Origin of the sequence: Kribbella sp. NBC_01245, assembly GCF_036226525.1 — a bacterium.
Classification (GTDB): Bacteria; Actinomycetota; Actinomycetes; order Propionibacteriales; family Kribbellaceae; genus Kribbella.
On sequence record NZ_CP108487.1, the window covers coordinates 6,429,714 to 6,444,836 of the forward strand.

18 protein-coding genes are annotated in these 15,123 nt (G+C 65.3%); all 18 read left to right on the forward strand.

Going from position 1 to position 15,123, the window contains the following annotated elements; all coding sequences use genetic code 11:
- The first annotated feature begins 150 nt into the window (after positions 1-150).
- The 18 genes from OG394_RS29370 to OG394_RS29455 all read left to right on the forward strand — a co-directional run bounded on the left by OG394_RS29370 (position 151) and on the right by OG394_RS29455 (position 15,117).
- Positions 151-420: a hypothetical protein gene (locus OG394_RS29370; RefSeq protein ID WP_328990359.1), complete on the forward strand. Its 270-nt coding sequence runs from the start codon at positions 151-153 to the stop codon at positions 418-420.
- A gap of 47 nt (positions 421-467) precedes the next feature.
- Positions 468-941, forward strand: coding sequence for a hypothetical protein (locus OG394_RS29375; protein WP_328990361.1), 474 nt, complete (start codon positions 468-470; stop codon positions 939-941).
- Complete coding sequence (locus tag OG394_RS29380) at positions 938-1,186, forward strand: hypothetical protein (RefSeq protein WP_328990362.1); 249 nt, start codon at positions 938-940, stop codon at positions 1,184-1,186. Before OG394_RS29375 ends, OG394_RS29380 begins: the two co-directional genes overlap by 4 nt.
- Positions 1,187-1,490: 304 nt before the next feature.
- The gene (locus OG394_RS29385) at positions 1,491-1,904 is read left to right on the forward strand and encodes a hypothetical protein (RefSeq protein WP_328990364.1); all 414 of its coding nucleotides are present in this window, start codon (positions 1,491-1,493) and stop codon (positions 1,902-1,904) included.
- A 147-nt stretch (positions 1,905-2,051) separates the two neighbouring features.
- A complete protein-coding gene (locus OG394_RS29390; RefSeq protein ID WP_328990366.1) occupies positions 2,052-2,300 on the forward strand; it encodes a hypothetical protein in 249 nt (82 codons plus the stop codon).
- Between the two features lie 192 nt (positions 2,301-2,492).
- Positions 2,493-2,843: a hypothetical protein gene (locus tag OG394_RS29395; RefSeq protein ID WP_328990368.1), complete on the forward strand. Its 351-nt coding sequence runs from the start codon at positions 2,493-2,495 to the stop codon at positions 2,841-2,843.
- Positions 2,844-3,121: 278 nt separating this feature from the next.
- On the forward strand, positions 3,122-3,352 hold the full coding sequence (locus OG394_RS29400; RefSeq protein ID WP_328990369.1) for a hypothetical protein: 231 nt from the start codon (positions 3,122-3,124) through the stop codon (positions 3,350-3,352).
- Between the two features lie 375 nt (positions 3,353-3,727).
- Complete coding sequence (locus tag OG394_RS29405; protein WP_328990370.1) at positions 3,728-4,207, forward strand: single-stranded DNA-binding protein; 480 nt, start codon at positions 3,728-3,730, stop codon at positions 4,205-4,207.
- 247 nt (positions 4,208-4,454) lie between these two features.
- Positions 4,455-4,868 carry a hypothetical protein gene (locus OG394_RS29410; RefSeq protein WP_328990371.1) on the forward strand — a complete coding sequence of 138 codons (414 nt, stop codon included), beginning with the start codon at positions 4,455-4,457 and terminating at the stop codon, positions 4,866-4,868.
- Between the two features lie 321 nt (positions 4,869-5,189).
- Positions 5,190-5,540, forward strand: coding sequence for a hypothetical protein (locus OG394_RS29415; protein ID WP_328990373.1), 351 nt, complete (start codon positions 5,190-5,192; stop codon positions 5,538-5,540).
- 12 nt (positions 5,541-5,552) lie between these two features.
- Positions 5,553-5,876 (forward strand): hypothetical protein, encoded by a 324-nt coding sequence (locus OG394_RS29420; RefSeq protein ID WP_328990375.1) that lies wholly within the window; start codon positions 5,553-5,555, stop codon positions 5,874-5,876.
- Positions 5,877-5,949: 73 nt separating this feature from the next.
- Entirely contained in the window at positions 5,950-6,180 is a 231-nt protein-coding gene (locus tag OG394_RS29425) for a hypothetical protein (RefSeq protein ID WP_328990377.1), read from the forward strand.
- 67 nt (positions 6,181-6,247) lie between these two features.
- A complete protein-coding gene (locus OG394_RS29430) occupies positions 6,248-6,622 on the forward strand; it encodes a hypothetical protein (protein ID WP_328990378.1) in 375 nt (124 codons plus the stop codon).
- 1,340 nt (positions 6,623-7,962) lie between these two features.
- Positions 7,963-9,264: an ATP-binding protein gene (locus tag OG394_RS29435; RefSeq protein WP_328990379.1), complete on the forward strand. Its 1,302-nt coding sequence runs from the start codon at positions 7,963-7,965 to the stop codon at positions 9,262-9,264.
- On the forward strand, positions 9,261-9,809 hold the full coding sequence (locus tag OG394_RS29440) for a hypothetical protein (RefSeq protein ID WP_328990381.1): 549 nt from the start codon (positions 9,261-9,263) through the stop codon (positions 9,807-9,809). The genes OG394_RS29435 and OG394_RS29440 overlap by 4 nt, the downstream gene beginning before the upstream one ends.
- Positions 9,810-9,957: 148 nt before the next feature.
- Complete coding sequence (locus tag OG394_RS29445; protein WP_328990383.1) at positions 9,958-10,581, forward strand: hypothetical protein; 624 nt, start codon at positions 9,958-9,960, stop codon at positions 10,579-10,581.
- Entirely contained in the window at positions 10,574-12,397 is a 1,824-nt protein-coding gene (locus tag OG394_RS29450; protein ID WP_328990384.1) for a hypothetical protein, read from the forward strand. Before OG394_RS29445 ends, OG394_RS29450 begins: the two co-directional genes overlap by 8 nt.
- Positions 12,394-15,117 carry an ATP-binding protein gene (locus OG394_RS29455; protein ID WP_328990386.1) on the forward strand — a complete coding sequence of 908 codons (2,724 nt, stop codon included), beginning with the start codon at positions 12,394-12,396 and terminating at the stop codon, positions 15,115-15,117. The genes OG394_RS29450 and OG394_RS29455 overlap by 4 nt, the downstream gene beginning before the upstream one ends.
- The last annotated feature ends 6 nt before the right edge of the window (positions 15,118-15,123 follow it).

Sequence of the window (15,123 nt, forward strand, 5' to 3'; positions counted from 1 at the left end):
GATCCGGGATCTCAGCGAAGAAGAAACCTGGTTGGTTGCAGGGCGCCCGGTTGAGTCCGGGCGCCGGAACCCGCAGCACTACGCGTGCGCAGGGCCTCCAATGACCACTGCAGGTCTCATCCATCGACACGACATTGAGGACCACCTGCCATGCCCACAAACACCATGAACCGAATCGACGCCGGACTGATCACCCTGAACCTTCCGGTGAGCTCCGACGGCGGAACCTGGCACCAGATCCCGTTCAAAGGCGAGAGCGCCACGTACGTCGACCGCCAGGCAGCCGCATACGTCATCGCCTACCGGGACCGGGTGGACATCGCCATCGACGAGAACACCGACTGGTCACGATTCCCGACAACCTTCGACGCCCTGTGCGCCAACGTGCCCGTCTACGCAGTGGAGTACGCGCAGGCCTGATCCACGTACTCGCCCACCCACGTCCCGAAGCGGGAGCACCGATCACCATGTCATTCCTCGAACGCATCGGCTACCTCGAAACCAAGGGACAGGAGCAGGCGCGACTCGCCCAGTCCCCCGAGGGCTCGACCAACCACTACCTGTCCACGCTGCCGATCACTCTTGCCGACTGGCCCCAGGACATGCTGGTCGAGCTGCCCTGGAAGCCGCCGCGCACCACGGAACCGCACCGTGTCGTCGTTGTACCCCTCGACTACCGGCCGGATTCGCGTCCTGGTCGCGTTGCCAAGGAGCCGTTGCCGCGCAAGCGCAACAGCGATGCGTGGAGCTGTGCTGTGGTCTCGTCCGACCACCCGAGCTATCCGGCCGGCGGCTATCGCATCGTCGTGTCCGCCGCCGAGATCGCGCGCGGCCGCAGGATCGACCTCGCCGGCGTCCTGGCCAGTCCGAGACCGTCCCCAGCGATGACCACGAGCAAAAGCACGGCTGGGCGATCCAATGGAAGTGGGACGCCGTCATGAGCACCGCTACTTTCACCGACAAGCTCGGCGCCACCGGCCGCACCGGAGACCGGGTGATCGTGCCGATCTGCAACGACGATGGGCTGCCTCAGCTCGCGATCGCCGAGGTGGTCGAGGTCGTCGTGCGGGAGCCCAATCCATTCGCTTCCGAACTGAGCGTGCGCATGCGCGTCGGCGACGACGAAAGCTGCGTCTACGAGCCCGACGAGATCGTCATTCTCGCTGCGGCCGGCACCGGCCCATGAGTTGCGCCGATCGGCACGGCGGCGAGCGAAGCCAGCTGGCTGACAACGCCTCTTCGATGACGTGCGTGAGGCACACCTGCAACACCATCCCCGTGCTGCCCTGCGTGGTGGCCGCGAAGACAGGAGAGCCGTGATCTTCCGTAACATCGCATGAATCCTCGCCGTCGTACTGATCGGCGCCGGCGCACCGGTGTCCTGCAGCGACGACCAGCAGGCCTGTGCCGCCACCGCAGGTAGCCCGTCGAAGCCGAGCCCGCCGAGGCCGGGATCCCAGCGCACCTCGTCGAAAGTGCAAGACCGGCCGATGAGGACATCTGGCTCGAACCCGGGCAGTAGCAAAAAGACCACGACGAACCCGTACTGGCGCACGTCGACCAAGCCCACCACCTGGGGCGGCTACAACACCGGCGGACGAACCTGGTCGCAGCCGTACCGGAAGAACATGCCGCTCGCACCTCAGCCGGTAATCGTGAACTACTACGGCCGCGACTACCGCACCTATCCGAGCTATCCCGGCTATTACACAGTCGGGGTATGGCCCGACGGGTACGGCGCCCGGTACGGCTGTGTGGCTGACCGCGAGAGCGGCCCGGAGCTGACTGGCACACCGACGCCGTCCCCGACAGCAACGGTAACCACCACCGTCGAGCCGACCACGATTCCGACCGCCTCCGCGACTCGCAGCGGAACGGCGACTCCGAGCGACACAGGTCGCTAGGCGGTGACCTCCGCCTCGGCCCGCGTCCCCCTGCAGGATGCCCAGCCCCAGGCCATGCGAACAGCCGCCCCGTTTCGAGGAGCGCGATGCAAGCACAACCGCAGCAGACGCCCCTCGTCCCCCCTCCACGCAGACAGGAACCGTTCAATGCGGATCTATCACGGCACAGCGATAGATGGCGACGCGCCGATCACCAGCATGGTGGCAATCGCCAAGGATGAGGTGTCAGCGCGTCGGGTGATGCACGAGTACGAGGCAGACGTCCACACGGACGACCCGCGCCTGGACGACGAGATCTGGCTCAGTCCGGAGCGGACTCACATTCAGTTCCTCGGCGAGGCTGCACCGCACCTCGCAGCAGGAACCGTGTTGTGTCCCGTGCCGGGCGCCATCTAGTCGTGGACGAGATATTCAGCCCGCCTCCAGCAGACAGTCACGGAAAGGCCGCTGGTAGTCGATCCGACCGCCGTCTCGTTCTGGGACGATCATGCGGCCCACGTATCGCTGCAGAAGACTGACGAAGTACGAAGGCACACCATCTACGCGTGCTCCCCCGAACGACCCACCCAAGCGCACAAGGAGACCCCAATGACCGATTCCGATCCGAACCTGACCGTCATCGGCAACGAGATATCGATCCGCTTCTCCGGAGGCCTGGTCGAATTCGTCGGCACTGTGCTCCACGACCCGGCAACCGGGCTACTCATACTGGACACCGGCGACGGTGAGCCCGAGGAGTACCTGAGCATCTCGCTCGATGCCTACGGCATCTCCCGAGCAGCCGACGACGAGGTCTTCGTCAAGGACTGGTCCGAAGGCGAGGGAGTCGCACAGAGCCTCATCGACGCAGGCCTGGCCGAGGTCGTCGGCGAGCACAGCGTCGGATCGTTCTCGTCGCGGGCCGTGCGTCTGCGCATTCTCCCGAAGCACGCGAGCTGATCAGCATGCTCGAGGAGAACGACGGGCCCGTTCCTTACTAGGAGAACCCGCAAGGCATCCGGGCTGCAGAGACACAGCGCGGCTTCAGTAGGGGAGAAGCTGCAGGACAAAGAGCAGGGATCAACGGAGTTGATCCGGGCTTCATTTGGACAGCACACCTGGTCTGGCTGATCTCGGCCTCGGCGGTCTGCTTGTCGCCACTCAACCGCCTATCCCGTCGACTGGTGCATGACACCTCGGCCGGAGGAGGCCTACGGCGTTCACAGGAGGACTGCCCCATGCCCGCACACGATCCGAGCGAGACCGAGATCGACATCGCCGTAGCACAGAAACAACTCGTAAAGCTCGCCGAAGAGCAGCGGCGCATTCAGGACAAGATCCAGGTAGAGCTGAGGACCCAGAACCTGATCGCGTTCTTTGCCGTCCTCAAGCAGCCTGCCGGTCCGGGCGCCGACGACTCGGAGCTCGAAGAACTCGAGCAGGACATTCGCAGCCGCTTGAAGAGCTGATCTGCAGGATGCTGTGATGGCCGATCTATTGGCTGCTTCAGGTGGCTCTGGCGCGCCCATCATCACAGCCCCTCTTCCTGCGCCAGGTGTTCGACAGACCCTCATCGAGGCCAGGGACCCGAGCACAGCAGGGCATCAGGCCAGGTCGACGTGGTTGATCCGCGACCCAGAAAGCGTTACTGCACTCGATCGGCGAGGCCGATTCGGGCGGCGAGATGACTACTGAATTGTGACGAGTCGCCTGAACGGCGCAGCCCATTCGAGGCATGCCACGAGCCCAGTCAGCCACCTGTGGCAAGCCGTCTCGGCAATGGGATCAGCAAGTCCATAGCCGTGCCCGCTCCTCCATCCAGCCAACTCACCCAAGGAGACAACATGTCGAACCCGGTCAACCACGGAACCCTCGTCGGCCGTCTGGCCCGTGACCCGATCCGATTCAACAACAGCGACGGCTCGCAGAAGGTCGTCTTCACGGTTTTCGCGGACCGCGACTACAAGAACGCCCAGGGCGAGGCTCTGTCGGACGCGATCTCCGTCGAGGCGTTCGTGCGCAAGGAGACGGCCTTCGAGGAGACTCCCTTCGCCAAGATTCATCAGGGAGACAAGGTCGCGCTGAGTACGACCTTGCGTCTGGATTCCTACCTGCGCAACGGCGAGAACATCTTCGACCTGAAGGTCGTCGTCGAGAAGGTCACCTTCCTCGATTCACTCCAGGTCACCCAAGCCCGCCTCGCTGAACGCGTTGCCGCTGCCGAGCAGACCAACCAGGCGGCCCGCGCAGCTGTGCCGGCACAGGCCAAGGCCCTCGTCGGGGCCCAGAGCTCGCCGATTGGCTCCGAACTCCCCTTCGGCTGATCACATCCGGCCAGCAAAGCAAACACCTGCGGACGGGAACCACACCGGGCATCGGCTGCTGCCGGGAGATGGTTCCCGTCTTCTGGACAATGCCGCGCCCGATGCACATCAGCGTGGCCTGGTCCTGACCTGGACGAGACTCCGCACCCGGCCCGGCCCACCAGTCACTTTTCTGAGCGAACACCCGAATCCATCGCAGCCCCCAGAAGAGGCCCCACCATCGGAAATGAATTGAGAGTGCTGCCCCATGCCCGAACCACTGCTGTCGAAGACGTGGCGCTTCCTGCACCGCGGCCAGGTATTGCGTGCTGCGCAGGGTTTCCGCGCTGCCTGGGCCACACATGCGATGGTCGACGGACTCGCGCCACGCATGCTCTGTTCTGAGGCAACAGCGCTAGCGGACCTGCTGTGCGCGTTGGGCGAACCAGAGTTTGCCGGCCTGTTGCTGACCGCGCATACCGTCGAGCACGCGGGCGTGCCGGAGCGCGTGGCCCGCCACCACGGCGATTCCAGGATCGACCAGGCCCAAGTAGAGGCCAGGATCGCGCAGTGGCCGGAATGGAACGAGGTCAGGCAGCCACTTCCGGCCGATGACGGCCTCGACGTCGCAGCGCATACAGCGGCCTGGGACCAGATCGCGACTACGGACCGGACCGCCTGAATTCAACCAGTGCCGGCCTTGCGCCACCGCTCTATCAGGATTCTTCATTGAACTCACCGATCCCCGTGACGGGTCCCCGGACAGGCGCCGCATCCGGCTGGCCATCTGGGCTGCCAGGTGCTGAGCAGTAGCCCGAGACGCTCCAGACCCGCGACGAGGCCTGCCGGTGGACACCGACGTGATGTCCGATGGCAAGTTGCCGCGCTTCACGTACTTGCCAAGGGCACCGACACCGATGAGTCGTCCAATTCACCCCAGCCCATCACGCGCCACAGATCGACAGCGTCGGTCTGTGGCATTCCCCAGAGGAGATAGCACTCGATGCAGCTCATCAACGACCGCTCCGAGTACACGCAGTTCACCGACGAGCACCTGGCCAGCACCGACTGGCAGCACGCGGCCGAGAGCTACCTCGACGCCAGAGTGGAGGGACGCGCGTTCACTGCCCATGGTCACTGGCCCCGCGCGGTTCAGCGCACCCTGAAGCAACCACTCGAGCAGCACGTGATCTTCTCTCGCGTAATTCGCGATGAGTTCACCGGCGCGGTGATGGTCGCGACCGACATCGCCGCGGTCAACCTCGCCACCTTGTGCGCCTGGGCCGCGGAACCACCGCAGAGCCAGACAGCCCAGTCCGATGGCATCGACTGTCATCGCCGAGCCCCGGAATGAGGTGATGGCTGGATGAGCCAGCCCGTCGCGGTGTCGGACCTGAACCCAGGCGACTACGTATGGGACATCGGGTGGACAACGCCACTGTTCGTGACAGGAGTGTCGACCCCCATGCACCCGGCACTGGAAACTGCCGGCTACCTGGTCGTCGCCGGCCACCGGTTCCTACTGACCGAGAACCACTGGAGCCCGCGCGAACAGAAGCTCACCTACCGGGCCAACAAGCAACTGACACTCGATGATCCGGCCGTGGCGGCCTCGATCTACGGCGCACCGGCAGGCAAGGAACGATCGATGGCTAGAACGATCACCACGATCAAGCCCACCACGGTCTAACGCGGCACCGTCTCCAGATCCAAGCCACGAACACCGGACGATCCACAGGGCCACCGGAGCCACGGAGGAAGCCGTGAGTCAAGAATCTCAAGGCGAGATCGATGCTGCATGGCAAGCCATGAAACTCAAGCACGGTTGTGTCTGCTTGAAGAACCAGACCTCTCCTGAGTGCAACCTGCACAAGGACCAGAAGGAAATTTCGATCATGTTCCAGGGGCTCTTCGACAAGGCCGCTGACATCACCGACATCGAGTTCAGCCATCGCATGGACGCCCTCCACATCGATATCTACGGGGAAGCGTAGTGAGCAAATCCGAACCATCGCCCGGTGCCGGCGTCCCCGTTGAGCACACCAAGTTGAGGAGCGCTGCTTGACCAACCTCGTCCACAAGTACGCCGAACTGCAATACACGATTCCCAGGGCCACCGCCGCGACGATCCTGCATCGGGCGGCCGCCGACCCGAACGACCAAGTGACGCTGATCGCCGACGAAGGCGGCATCACTGCCACTGTGACCCTGCAGACCGGATACGACAGTGCCGCCCAAGCGACCAGCGACGCGGTGACTCTGGTCAGCGCCGAGATGTACCGCCATACCCGTCAGCAAAGTGGCATCCCGGCGCCCTGGCGGGTGCTGATCGTCGACCGCGACGGCATGGCCGACCACCTCGCACATCCGCATGCCACCACCGGCCCCGAAACATTGCCTCCGCACGATGACGGCTTGGCCGGAACCACGTCCTGATCCACACCGTGGTCATCGAATGCCCCGGTCAGAGCCCAGGCCGGACGGGGACCCTCAGCGGCGACGACCGTGAGGATCAGCAGCCAGGCAGATTCCCGCTGACCTGGACCGACAAATCGAGTACTCCGGGCGACCCCCGCCGATCGAGCCTGGCGCTCAGTCGGCGGGGGTCTTCTTTTTCCGCGCAGGGCGAGAGCCCGTCGTTGTGACATCTCGCCGTTTGAGGACTGCGGGTGAGGCGCCGGCCCCTGTGCCGGCTTCTGGCCCACTGTCACTCAGGCAGTAGCCGTCTGGCCATGACCCGGGCGGCGGTTTGAAGGGAGTACACAATGGCTGAAATCTCCTGCGCCCGCTGCAGGAAGACGTGGGACACGCACTATCTGCGGCATGAAATGGGCTGGTTCAAGTGTGTCGACTGTGGTGCGCCCATTACGAAGTTCAGAGATGGGAGCTGGCAGGACAACCGCTTCCCTTGGCAGGGATCACCGGGGAACTGTACGCATCCGCTCGGCGGCGAGCTGCACTGGAACATTAGCCACCGCGCTGGGGTCCCCGCTGAGATCGCCGACAGCCTTGACCCGGAGGCCTGGTTCGAGGCTGTAGTTGCTGACCTGGGTTGTCCCGAGTGCGGGGTGCATGGCGGGGGCCCAGCACCCCGAATGTGGACGCTGATGCGGTGGGTGCGTTCCTCGATCTGGAAGATCAAGAGGGCGGCGAGCTGACCGCCCACTGAGAGAGTTGCGAGAAGCCCTGCCCAGCTTCGGCCGGCAGGGCCTTCTTGCGTTCCCAATCTGAACTGGGCTCGGCCTGATCGAGCGCGCACCCCGACGGTCCGATCAGGACCGCACGGACTGTTGCCCTCGGCATTGACACGTCGATGGTGCGGATTGCGTAGCGCCGTTCAGGTGCCGACCGCGGGACCTCGCGCTGCTACTGGCTTCGAGCCGGGCAGGGACGGGCCATACGCGAGCGAGGCCCGGAAAGCGAATGCCCCGCTGGAAAGCGCGAAGTGAAGGGAGTACCTCTGCTTCGCACCTGCATCAGACGGGGCATTCATGATCCAGTCGCACTGAATCCACCAACCCATGACGGAGGCGGGGTGCTCCCAGACTGTAACCATGCTGCCTCACCGTCGAGGTCAGACACAACCACACCCCGACGATGCCTGATGCGAGCGTCGACTTGACGCGACCCAGGCCCCACCCCGCATGGCAGGACTCCCCGTTCGCTAGGCCTGCTTCGCTGTTGCGCTGCGAGTTATCCACAGGCAGTTCTGCAGGGATCCGGTTCATCGACCTACGATCGAGACTCAGACCGAGGTCACATGGGCAGGAGGCGGGATGAGCTACGGCAGTCCCTTCACACCTAAGCCCGGTGACGTACCCCTGTGGCCGCATGGGCGCGCCGCCGAATTCGATGCGATCCGGGATCTTGCTCAGCGGGTCGCCGCAGGGGAGGTTGGTGATACGAACGGCTTGCTGATTCATGGCACCCAAGGCATCGGCAAGACAGCGCTCCTCAACGCCGCCAGCAAGCAGTTGGCCGATGGTGGCTGGCAGGTGGCGGTCATCAGCAAATACGACTCGCACGACCTCAGCGACATCTTCCGCAACAGCGTCGACGCCCAACGGATGCGCGGCTTCGCGGCACGAGCTCGAGAGCGGTCGGCGCGTCTGAAGGGCAGCGTCCACGGCGGCAGCCTTTCGATTGGACTGCTGCGCGGTGTAGGCGCCTCAGTCGAGATCGGGCCCTCCAAGACCTCGTGCGACGTCGCACAGCAGCTAGTAGACGCCGGCCAGCGTGCTGCCCGATCCGCCCGCCCCGCCATGATCCTGGTCGACGACCTCGAGAACTGGTCGCCTTCCGAGCTCCGGCAGCTCTGTAACGGTCTCGAGCAATGCTCACGTGCGGGGTCTCCGGTCGGCGTGATTGCGACCAGCGCTCCCGCCGGCGACCTACGGCTCGCCCGGGCCGATCGCGCTGGTGTCTTCAACGCCCGTCGGCTCGGTCCCCTGACACCAAGCGAGGCCCAGGCGGTCTTGGTGCACACGGCCGGAGCGCGCGGAATCGCCATTGAGCCGGGCGCCTACGAGCGACTCCTGACCGTCTCGCGGGGACATCCACAACGCCTACAGCTAGCCGCCCACGAGGCCTGCAAGGCAATGTCGCCCAACTCAGCCTTGCTGACCGTGGCCGCCGCGGACCACGGCATCGAACGGGCCATCGCCAAGCTGGACCGCCAAGTCCACGCACCGAAATGGCACATTCTGACACCAGCAGAACAGTCAGTCGCACAAGCCCTCGCTAGCGTCGGTGGGAACCTCCCGCGCGACCGCGCAGTACTGCGTGCGCACCTGCCAAGAGCAGATCGGGCCCAGTTCGAGCCGGCCTGCGACGCCCTGGTGCGCAAAGACGTGGTCATCGAAGATGCGGCCGGTTGGCTCGCTTTTAGCAACCCCGGCACAGAAGCCTGGATACTGCGCCATCGCCCTCCCATCGGCTCTCCGATCCACGTCTTGCGGGGATCGCCACAGCAGCGTCCACTAAGCTCCCTGACTGCTGGCTCTGGACGACGAGCCAAGCAACTAGGCCAAGGTGCAAGCGCAGACCAGCGCAGCCGACGAGGGATTGGCGGGCCATGACTCAACCTGCATCAGCCGAACGCCAGCGCACAGTACCCGGCCTGAATCTGGATATCGACGACGTCATCGACACCCCAGCCCAGGTCGCCGCGATCGCAGACGCTGCGTCCGACAGGGAGATGGCTGCGATCATCCACTGCACCGAAGCACTCGCTGCCTACGTCGCCGAACTCCACGCCCCGCACGGCTTCGACCAGTTTCTGACGCCAGCCGAATGTGCAGAGGTCACACAGTTCATCGCAGGACTGGGCAAGAACGCCGCTCGTGCTGATGAGTTCTTCGAGCCGCGGACCGGGCTGGAGCTTCGCCGTCGCAACCCGGCAGCCGGCTGGAACGCCACGACCGCGCGTGAGGCGGGCGTGCGAGGGACCGAGCTCCAGACACACGACGGCCTACCGGCCTACGCGCTCGAATGCATCGCGTTGCTGCAGGCACTGATTGCCTATCTGGACGATTTCCACGGCACCGACGGCTTTCAGGAAGTACTTACGCCGCAGGAACGATCGAAGGTAGGGGAGCTGATCAGCCAGATTCTCAGCGACTGAACAGCCAGCCGAAGGGGAGCACAGCACAAACACCGCTTGTGCATTTGTGAACCGACTTCGCCGGTTTGTGGTGCGCTGGGCACGTTCAGTAACTACAGTTGCCCTGGCGCGGCCCACTGGGGAGACCGCACGTTTTCGGGAGGATGCTGTGGCTGGCACGCGGGCCGGGCTCGAAGGTCGGCAGCACACCCACTTGCTTTTACCGCATGCCGCCTTGGATGCCCCGCAGCGAGCCTTGTTTGAGAGCGCGTTGCGCCCAGCCGGCTGGACAATCGATCCCGACGACAGCTCCAGCATGTCCCTGCGCTGGAATCGGGGCCGCGCGGCCCTGCGGCTGCAGACACTCGGCTGGTTCCCCCTACTGGTGACGGTCGGCCCGATCGGGAAGGCGACCGCGGTCCACCGGGATGCCGCAGCCAGGCTGACGGCGGCTGTCCTGGCCGGGCGCGGCATGAATTTCACCGATCAGCAGCTGGTCGAGTACCTGCCGCAGGCACAAGCCCGCTGGCAGCGGGCGCTGATGGAGCGGCGGCGACTATCCACAGCGGAGCGACTGCTGCAGGCGCGCCGCTGCTCATACTGTGCCTCCTGGTCCGACACGTCCGCGACGCACTGCGCTGGATGCCGCCGGAGGTTCACCGTCGCGGACGACACGGAATGGGACACCACAGTCAGCCGAGCGACGGCAACCGTGGCTGAGGCCGAGGCGATCCTCGCCGACCTGGCGCGTGGTGTGGTGCTGGAGCGGCTGACCGGGGCGTCGCATGGCTGAACCGATCGTTGCGACCCATGAAGCCGAGCAGTGGGGCTGGGAGTACCGCGGGCAAGAGGTCGTGGTCGTCGAGCAGGAAGACCCACCAGTTCCCGCCGTGCCGCCCCCGTCGACGCTCGCGACGTTGGAGACCAAGCGTGCTTCTGCAGCCCGGGTGAGCCCCGTCCTGACCTGGGCGACGACGGGGGTTGTTGCCGCAACCGTTGTGGTCTACGTCGCAGTCGATCCGTTGCTGGCCCTGGTGCCTGCCGTGATGGCAGTGGGTCTCGGTTGGTTGCGGTGGGGCCGTCCGGAGATGCTGCGCCGGGCTGCGGTCAAGGAGCATCAGCGGTGGCTGGCCGACTGTGTCACCACGATGGCCGGATTCGAGCGCGACGTACAGGTTTGGCAGCAGGAGCTGAGTCAGCGGGAGCAGACGAAGGCGCTGCAGGTCAGTGCAGTGCGTCCGTGGGTGCCGGTAGGCCCGGTAACCAAGGAGCGCGTCGACCTGTACGGCGGGACTGCGGCCGGCTGGCGTGCTGCGCTGCTCGCGATGGGCAGCTCGCTGATGAGTGCGGGCGGGCGCCTGGTGGTGCTCGACCTCACCCAGGATGCCGTCGTTGAGCCGCTGCGCCGCATGGCCGGCGAATACGGCGCACCGATCCGGTCGGCCGTCGTACCGAACGAAACGAAGGCTCTGAATCCGCTGACTGGTCTGAACCCGGACGAGATCGGTGTGGTGATCGCTGAAGGGCTGCGCGGGGCAGAGCCCGAGCAGAACGAGTCGCGCGGTGTCGACGCTAGCTTGGTCCAGCAGATTGTTGAGTGCTTGACCGACGGCCCGGTTACGTTCACGAGGCTGCATTTGGCGTTTCAGGTGTTGCTGCGGCAGCTGACTCCGGATCAGCGGGGTGAGCTGACGCGTCCTGAGTACATGAAGCTGGCTGATCTGCTGAGCGAGTCTGCCCGGCGTACGGCGGAGGCACGATTGTTCAAGCTGGCTGCTGGCGTGCGGCGGATGGCTGCCGTGACCGGAGACGAGCCGATGGACGGGTGGGACGGCGACGAGGTTTCGTTGCGGGTATTCGAGCTGTCGCCCCGTGAGTCGGAGCTGTCTGCTTCGTTGCTGCGGCACCTGATGTTCCAGATCACGATGGTCCGAATCCAGCGCGGTCAGCTGTCGGGGCTTGGGGAACGCATCGTCGTGATCGCTGGAGCGGATGCTGTGGCGAGGCCGGAACTCGAGCGGTTCGACAGCATCTGCCGGCGCAACGGGCTCCGGCTCGTGCTGCTGTTCGCGCATCTGCGCGACAGTGCCGTGGAGCTCCTGGGCGGTGGGGACGCGGTGCTGTTCATGCGCCTCGGGAACGCCAAGGAAGCCGAGCAGGCTGCGACCTTCATCGGACGGCAGCACCGACTGGTGGCGAGCCAGTTCACCTACTCGCACGGGACGAACACGTCCACCTCGACGTCCGACAGCACCACGCGGGGCAACAGTGCCTCGACGAGCGATTCGGTCGGCGTACAGACATCGGACAGTCGGCAGACGACCTTTGGATTGCTGTTCAGCCGGCGGCACCGGTCTGGTTCCAAGACGTCTGGTGAGCAGTATTCGACGTCGACCACCGGTGGAACGTCGTGGTCGGAGGCGATCTCTAGCTCGGAGTCGAGCGGCTCTACGGAGAGTACGTCGGTCGGGTATCAGCGCACGTATGAGTACTCGATGGAGCCGACAGTGCTGCAGGGCTTGTCACCGACTGCCTTCGTGATGGTGGACCCGCTCGATCCGGCGAGTCCGCGGCTCGGCGACTGCGATCCGCGGCTGGGGGATTCATGATCTCGAACAGCGCGATTCCGCAGTGGCGCATCACCGAGGTGCCGTTGGCCGGCGGGCCGGACACGGGTGCGGCGCAACGCCTCGCCGCACTTCGGCGCGGGCTGTTGCCGACGCTGAGGATGCTCGCATCGGCTGGGCGGCCGTTCAGTTTCTGCTGGACTCGCGCGGTGGCCGGCGGGCCGATCGAGGTCCGGGTGGGGATCGAGCCTGTGGACGGTTCAGTGTCCTATCCGGTCGGCGCACGAGCTGCCGATGCGGACTCGGTGAACTTTCCCTACTGGGTAGAGGTGAACGGCGCGCACGACGTACTCACCGCGCTGCCCGAGGCCGAGGTCGAACCAGCCGGAACGCTGGAGGACCTGGCCGAGGTTTTGCCGGCCTTCGCCTGGCTGATCACGGCTGCTCCCGTCGGAACAGGGGAGCGCTCCGAACTGCTCGACGACCTTCATCTGCAGATGACGATGGGGCTGGACCGCGAGAAGGTCTCAGGAAGGGACGCGCTCGAGCTGGAGCGCAACCGCGCCCGCTACCGCGACTTCTCCGCCGCACAAGGCGGCCTGTGGTCCGTGCAGATCCTCGCAGGAGGGGCCGATGAAGCCAGCGCGAGACTTGTCGCGCAGACCTTCGCCGGGGTGGCCGACCTGCACGCCACCCCCTACGCCTTGACTCCACAGCGTGCGATTCGCACTGAAGCGGCCGTGGTCGAGGCGAGTGCACCCGAGCCGACGGGCTTCAAGGCGACGGGCGAGCTGCTTGCTGCGATCGGGCGACCGCCGGTGCGTGAGATCGCCGGTGTTCGTGTGGTCGAACAGGTGCGGTTCGACCTGACGCCTGAGACACCGGCGAACGGGATCCCGCTCGGCGATGTCATTGATGCGGCTGGACGGGCGGTCGGGGCCATGACGGTTTCGCAGGACACGCTGAACCGGCACGCATTCGTCGCCGGCGCTACGGGGTCCGGCAAGTCGCAAACGATCCGGCATCTGCTCGAAGGGCTCACTGCCGCATCCATACCGTGGCTGGTGATCGAGCCCGCGAAGGCCGAGTACGCGGCGATGGCCGGCCGCTTGGGCTCGGACTCGAGCGTTGCGGTCATTCGGCTCGGCGACCCGGACGCCGTACCGCTGAGCCTGAACCCGCTCGAACCGGAGGCCGGCTTTCCGCTGCAGACACACCTGGATCTCGTGCGTGCGCTGTTCCTGGCCGCGTTCGAGGCGCACGAGCCGTTCCCTCAGGTGCTCAGCCAGGCGCTGAACCGGTGCTACACGGCTTACGGCTGGGATCTCGCGCTGAGCCGGGGCGGGACCGAATATCCGTCGCTGGCCGACCTGCAGACGACAGCACGTGCGGTGGTCGACGACATCGGATACGGCGCTGAGCTCGCGGCGGACGTCCGTGGTTTCGTCGATGTCCGCCTGACGTCATTGCTCCTCGGGACACCTGGCCGATTTCTCGGCGGGGGATACCCGCTCGACGTCGCTGACCTGCTCAGTCGCAACGTCGTCCTCGAACTCGAAGATGTCGGCGACGACCAGGACAAAGCGTTCTGCATGGGCGTCGTACTGATCCGGCTGATCGAACACCTTCGCATGCGGCGTGGACCGTCTTCCAGCCTGCGCCACGTGACCGTCGTCGAAGAAGCCCATCGCTTGCTCAAGGCAAGTACTGACGGCACCACTAGTCACGCAGTGGAGATGTTTGCCGGCTTGCTCGCCGAGATCCGGGCGTACGGCGAAGGCATCGTCGTTGCGGAACAGATCCCCAGCAAGGTCATCCCCGACGTCGTCAAGAACTCCGCCCTCAAGATCCTGCACCGGCTGCCCGCCGCCGACGACCGCGAAACCGTCGGCGCCACCATGAACCTCGACGAACCCCAATCCCGAGCCGTCGTCTCACTCCCACCCGGCCAGGCCGCCGTCTTCACTGACGGCATGGACAGGCCCGTCCGAGTTCGCATCCCGCACGGCGGACCACGCGAGCAACGAGCCGCTACACCACCGACAGTCAAGGCTGCCGATCGCCGGACCCGCTCGCGTGGAGGGGGCAACAGTGATCGACTTTCCACAGTTCGCGAGATCGCGGATGTTGCCCAGCTTCTTGAGCAGAACCCGCGATTCGTGGTGTGGGTCGAGCTGCTGACGGTAGCTCACTTGGCCGCCGCGCCTAGACCGATACCCGTATCCCCGTGGGTGTTCGACGACGTCTCGCCAGAGGTGGTCGAGCACGCGATCGGCGAGTCAGTCGGCTCGGCCGTGGCCGGACGCTTGGAGGCGATCGAAGGCCACGTCGTATCGGCCAGGCTGACCGATCATCTAACCGAGGTCGTACGTGGTGTCGTGAGGGAGCAAGAGCTCAGCTGTGCGGCTACAGAGATCGAGTGGCAGGCCGGAGCGTTCCGGTTCGCCGATGTTGCCGACGCCTTGCGAACCTATTCCGGGCCAGTCGACGCGCCGCATCCATTGACCGAAGAGTGGGGCAAGCGAGGGCTGAAGCTGTGGGGATCGACGATCGAGGAGCAGATTTGGAGCTTCATGAAGGTCGGCTCCGTCAGCGTGCCGTCGGAGCTGCTGCTCGGTAATGGCACTCTGCTTCGTGCAGCCGCCAGTCTGTCCACCGCCACCGATTGGCACTCGCAACTGCTCGAGGCGACCCACGGACTGACCGTGCCCGGACACTGGCATCGCTATATCTTCCGGACGCTGGAAAGCGCGGGCGAGTAGCGACAT

What these genes read in the sequence shown, in the direction of transcription:
- OG394_RS29410 (WP_328990371.1), top strand. Translation starts at nt 4,455, where the DNA reads ATGCCCGAACCACTGCTGTCGAAGACGTGGCGCTTCCTGCACCGCGGC.
- OG394_RS29400 (WP_328990369.1), top strand. Translation starts at nt 3,122, where the DNA reads ATGCCCGCACACGATCCGAGCGAGACCGAGATCGACATCGCCGTAGCA.
- OG394_RS29450 (WP_328990384.1), top strand. Translation starts at nt 10,574, where the DNA reads ATGGCTGAACCGATCGTTGCGACCCATGAAGCCGAGCAGTGGGGCTGG.
- OG394_RS29375 (WP_328990361.1), top strand. Translation starts at nt 468, where the DNA reads ATGTCATTCCTCGAACGCATCGGCTACCTCGAAACCAAGGGACAGGAG.
- OG394_RS29390 (WP_328990366.1), top strand. Translation starts at nt 2,052, where the DNA reads ATGCGGATCTATCACGGCACAGCGATAGATGGCGACGCGCCGATCACC.
- OG394_RS29435 (WP_328990379.1), top strand. Translation starts at nt 7,963, where the DNA reads ATGAGCTACGGCAGTCCCTTCACACCTAAGCCCGGTGACGTACCCCTG.
- OG394_RS29440 (WP_328990381.1), top strand. Translation starts at nt 9,261, where the DNA reads ATGACTCAACCTGCATCAGCCGAACGCCAGCGCACAGTACCCGGCCTG.
- OG394_RS29385 (WP_328990364.1), top strand. Translation starts at nt 1,491, where the DNA reads ATGAGGACATCTGGCTCGAACCCGGGCAGTAGCAAAAAGACCACGACG.
- OG394_RS29370 (WP_328990359.1), top strand. Translation starts at nt 151, where the DNA reads ATGCCCACAAACACCATGAACCGAATCGACGCCGGACTGATCACCCTG.
- OG394_RS29405 (WP_328990370.1), top strand. Translation starts at nt 3,728, where the DNA reads ATGTCGAACCCGGTCAACCACGGAACCCTCGTCGGCCGTCTGGCCCGT.
- OG394_RS29420 (WP_328990375.1), top strand. Translation starts at nt 5,553, where the DNA reads ATGAGCCAGCCCGTCGCGGTGTCGGACCTGAACCCAGGCGACTACGTA.
- OG394_RS29455 (WP_328990386.1), top strand. Translation starts at nt 12,394, where the DNA reads ATGATCTCGAACAGCGCGATTCCGCAGTGGCGCATCACCGAGGTGCCG.
- OG394_RS29415 (WP_328990373.1), top strand. Translation starts at nt 5,190, where the DNA reads ATGCAGCTCATCAACGACCGCTCCGAGTACACGCAGTTCACCGACGAG.
- OG394_RS29395 (WP_328990368.1), top strand. Translation starts at nt 2,493, where the DNA reads ATGACCGATTCCGATCCGAACCTGACCGTCATCGGCAACGAGATATCG.
- OG394_RS29380 (WP_328990362.1), top strand. Translation starts at nt 938, where the DNA reads ATGAGCACCGCTACTTTCACCGACAAGCTCGGCGCCACCGGCCGCACC.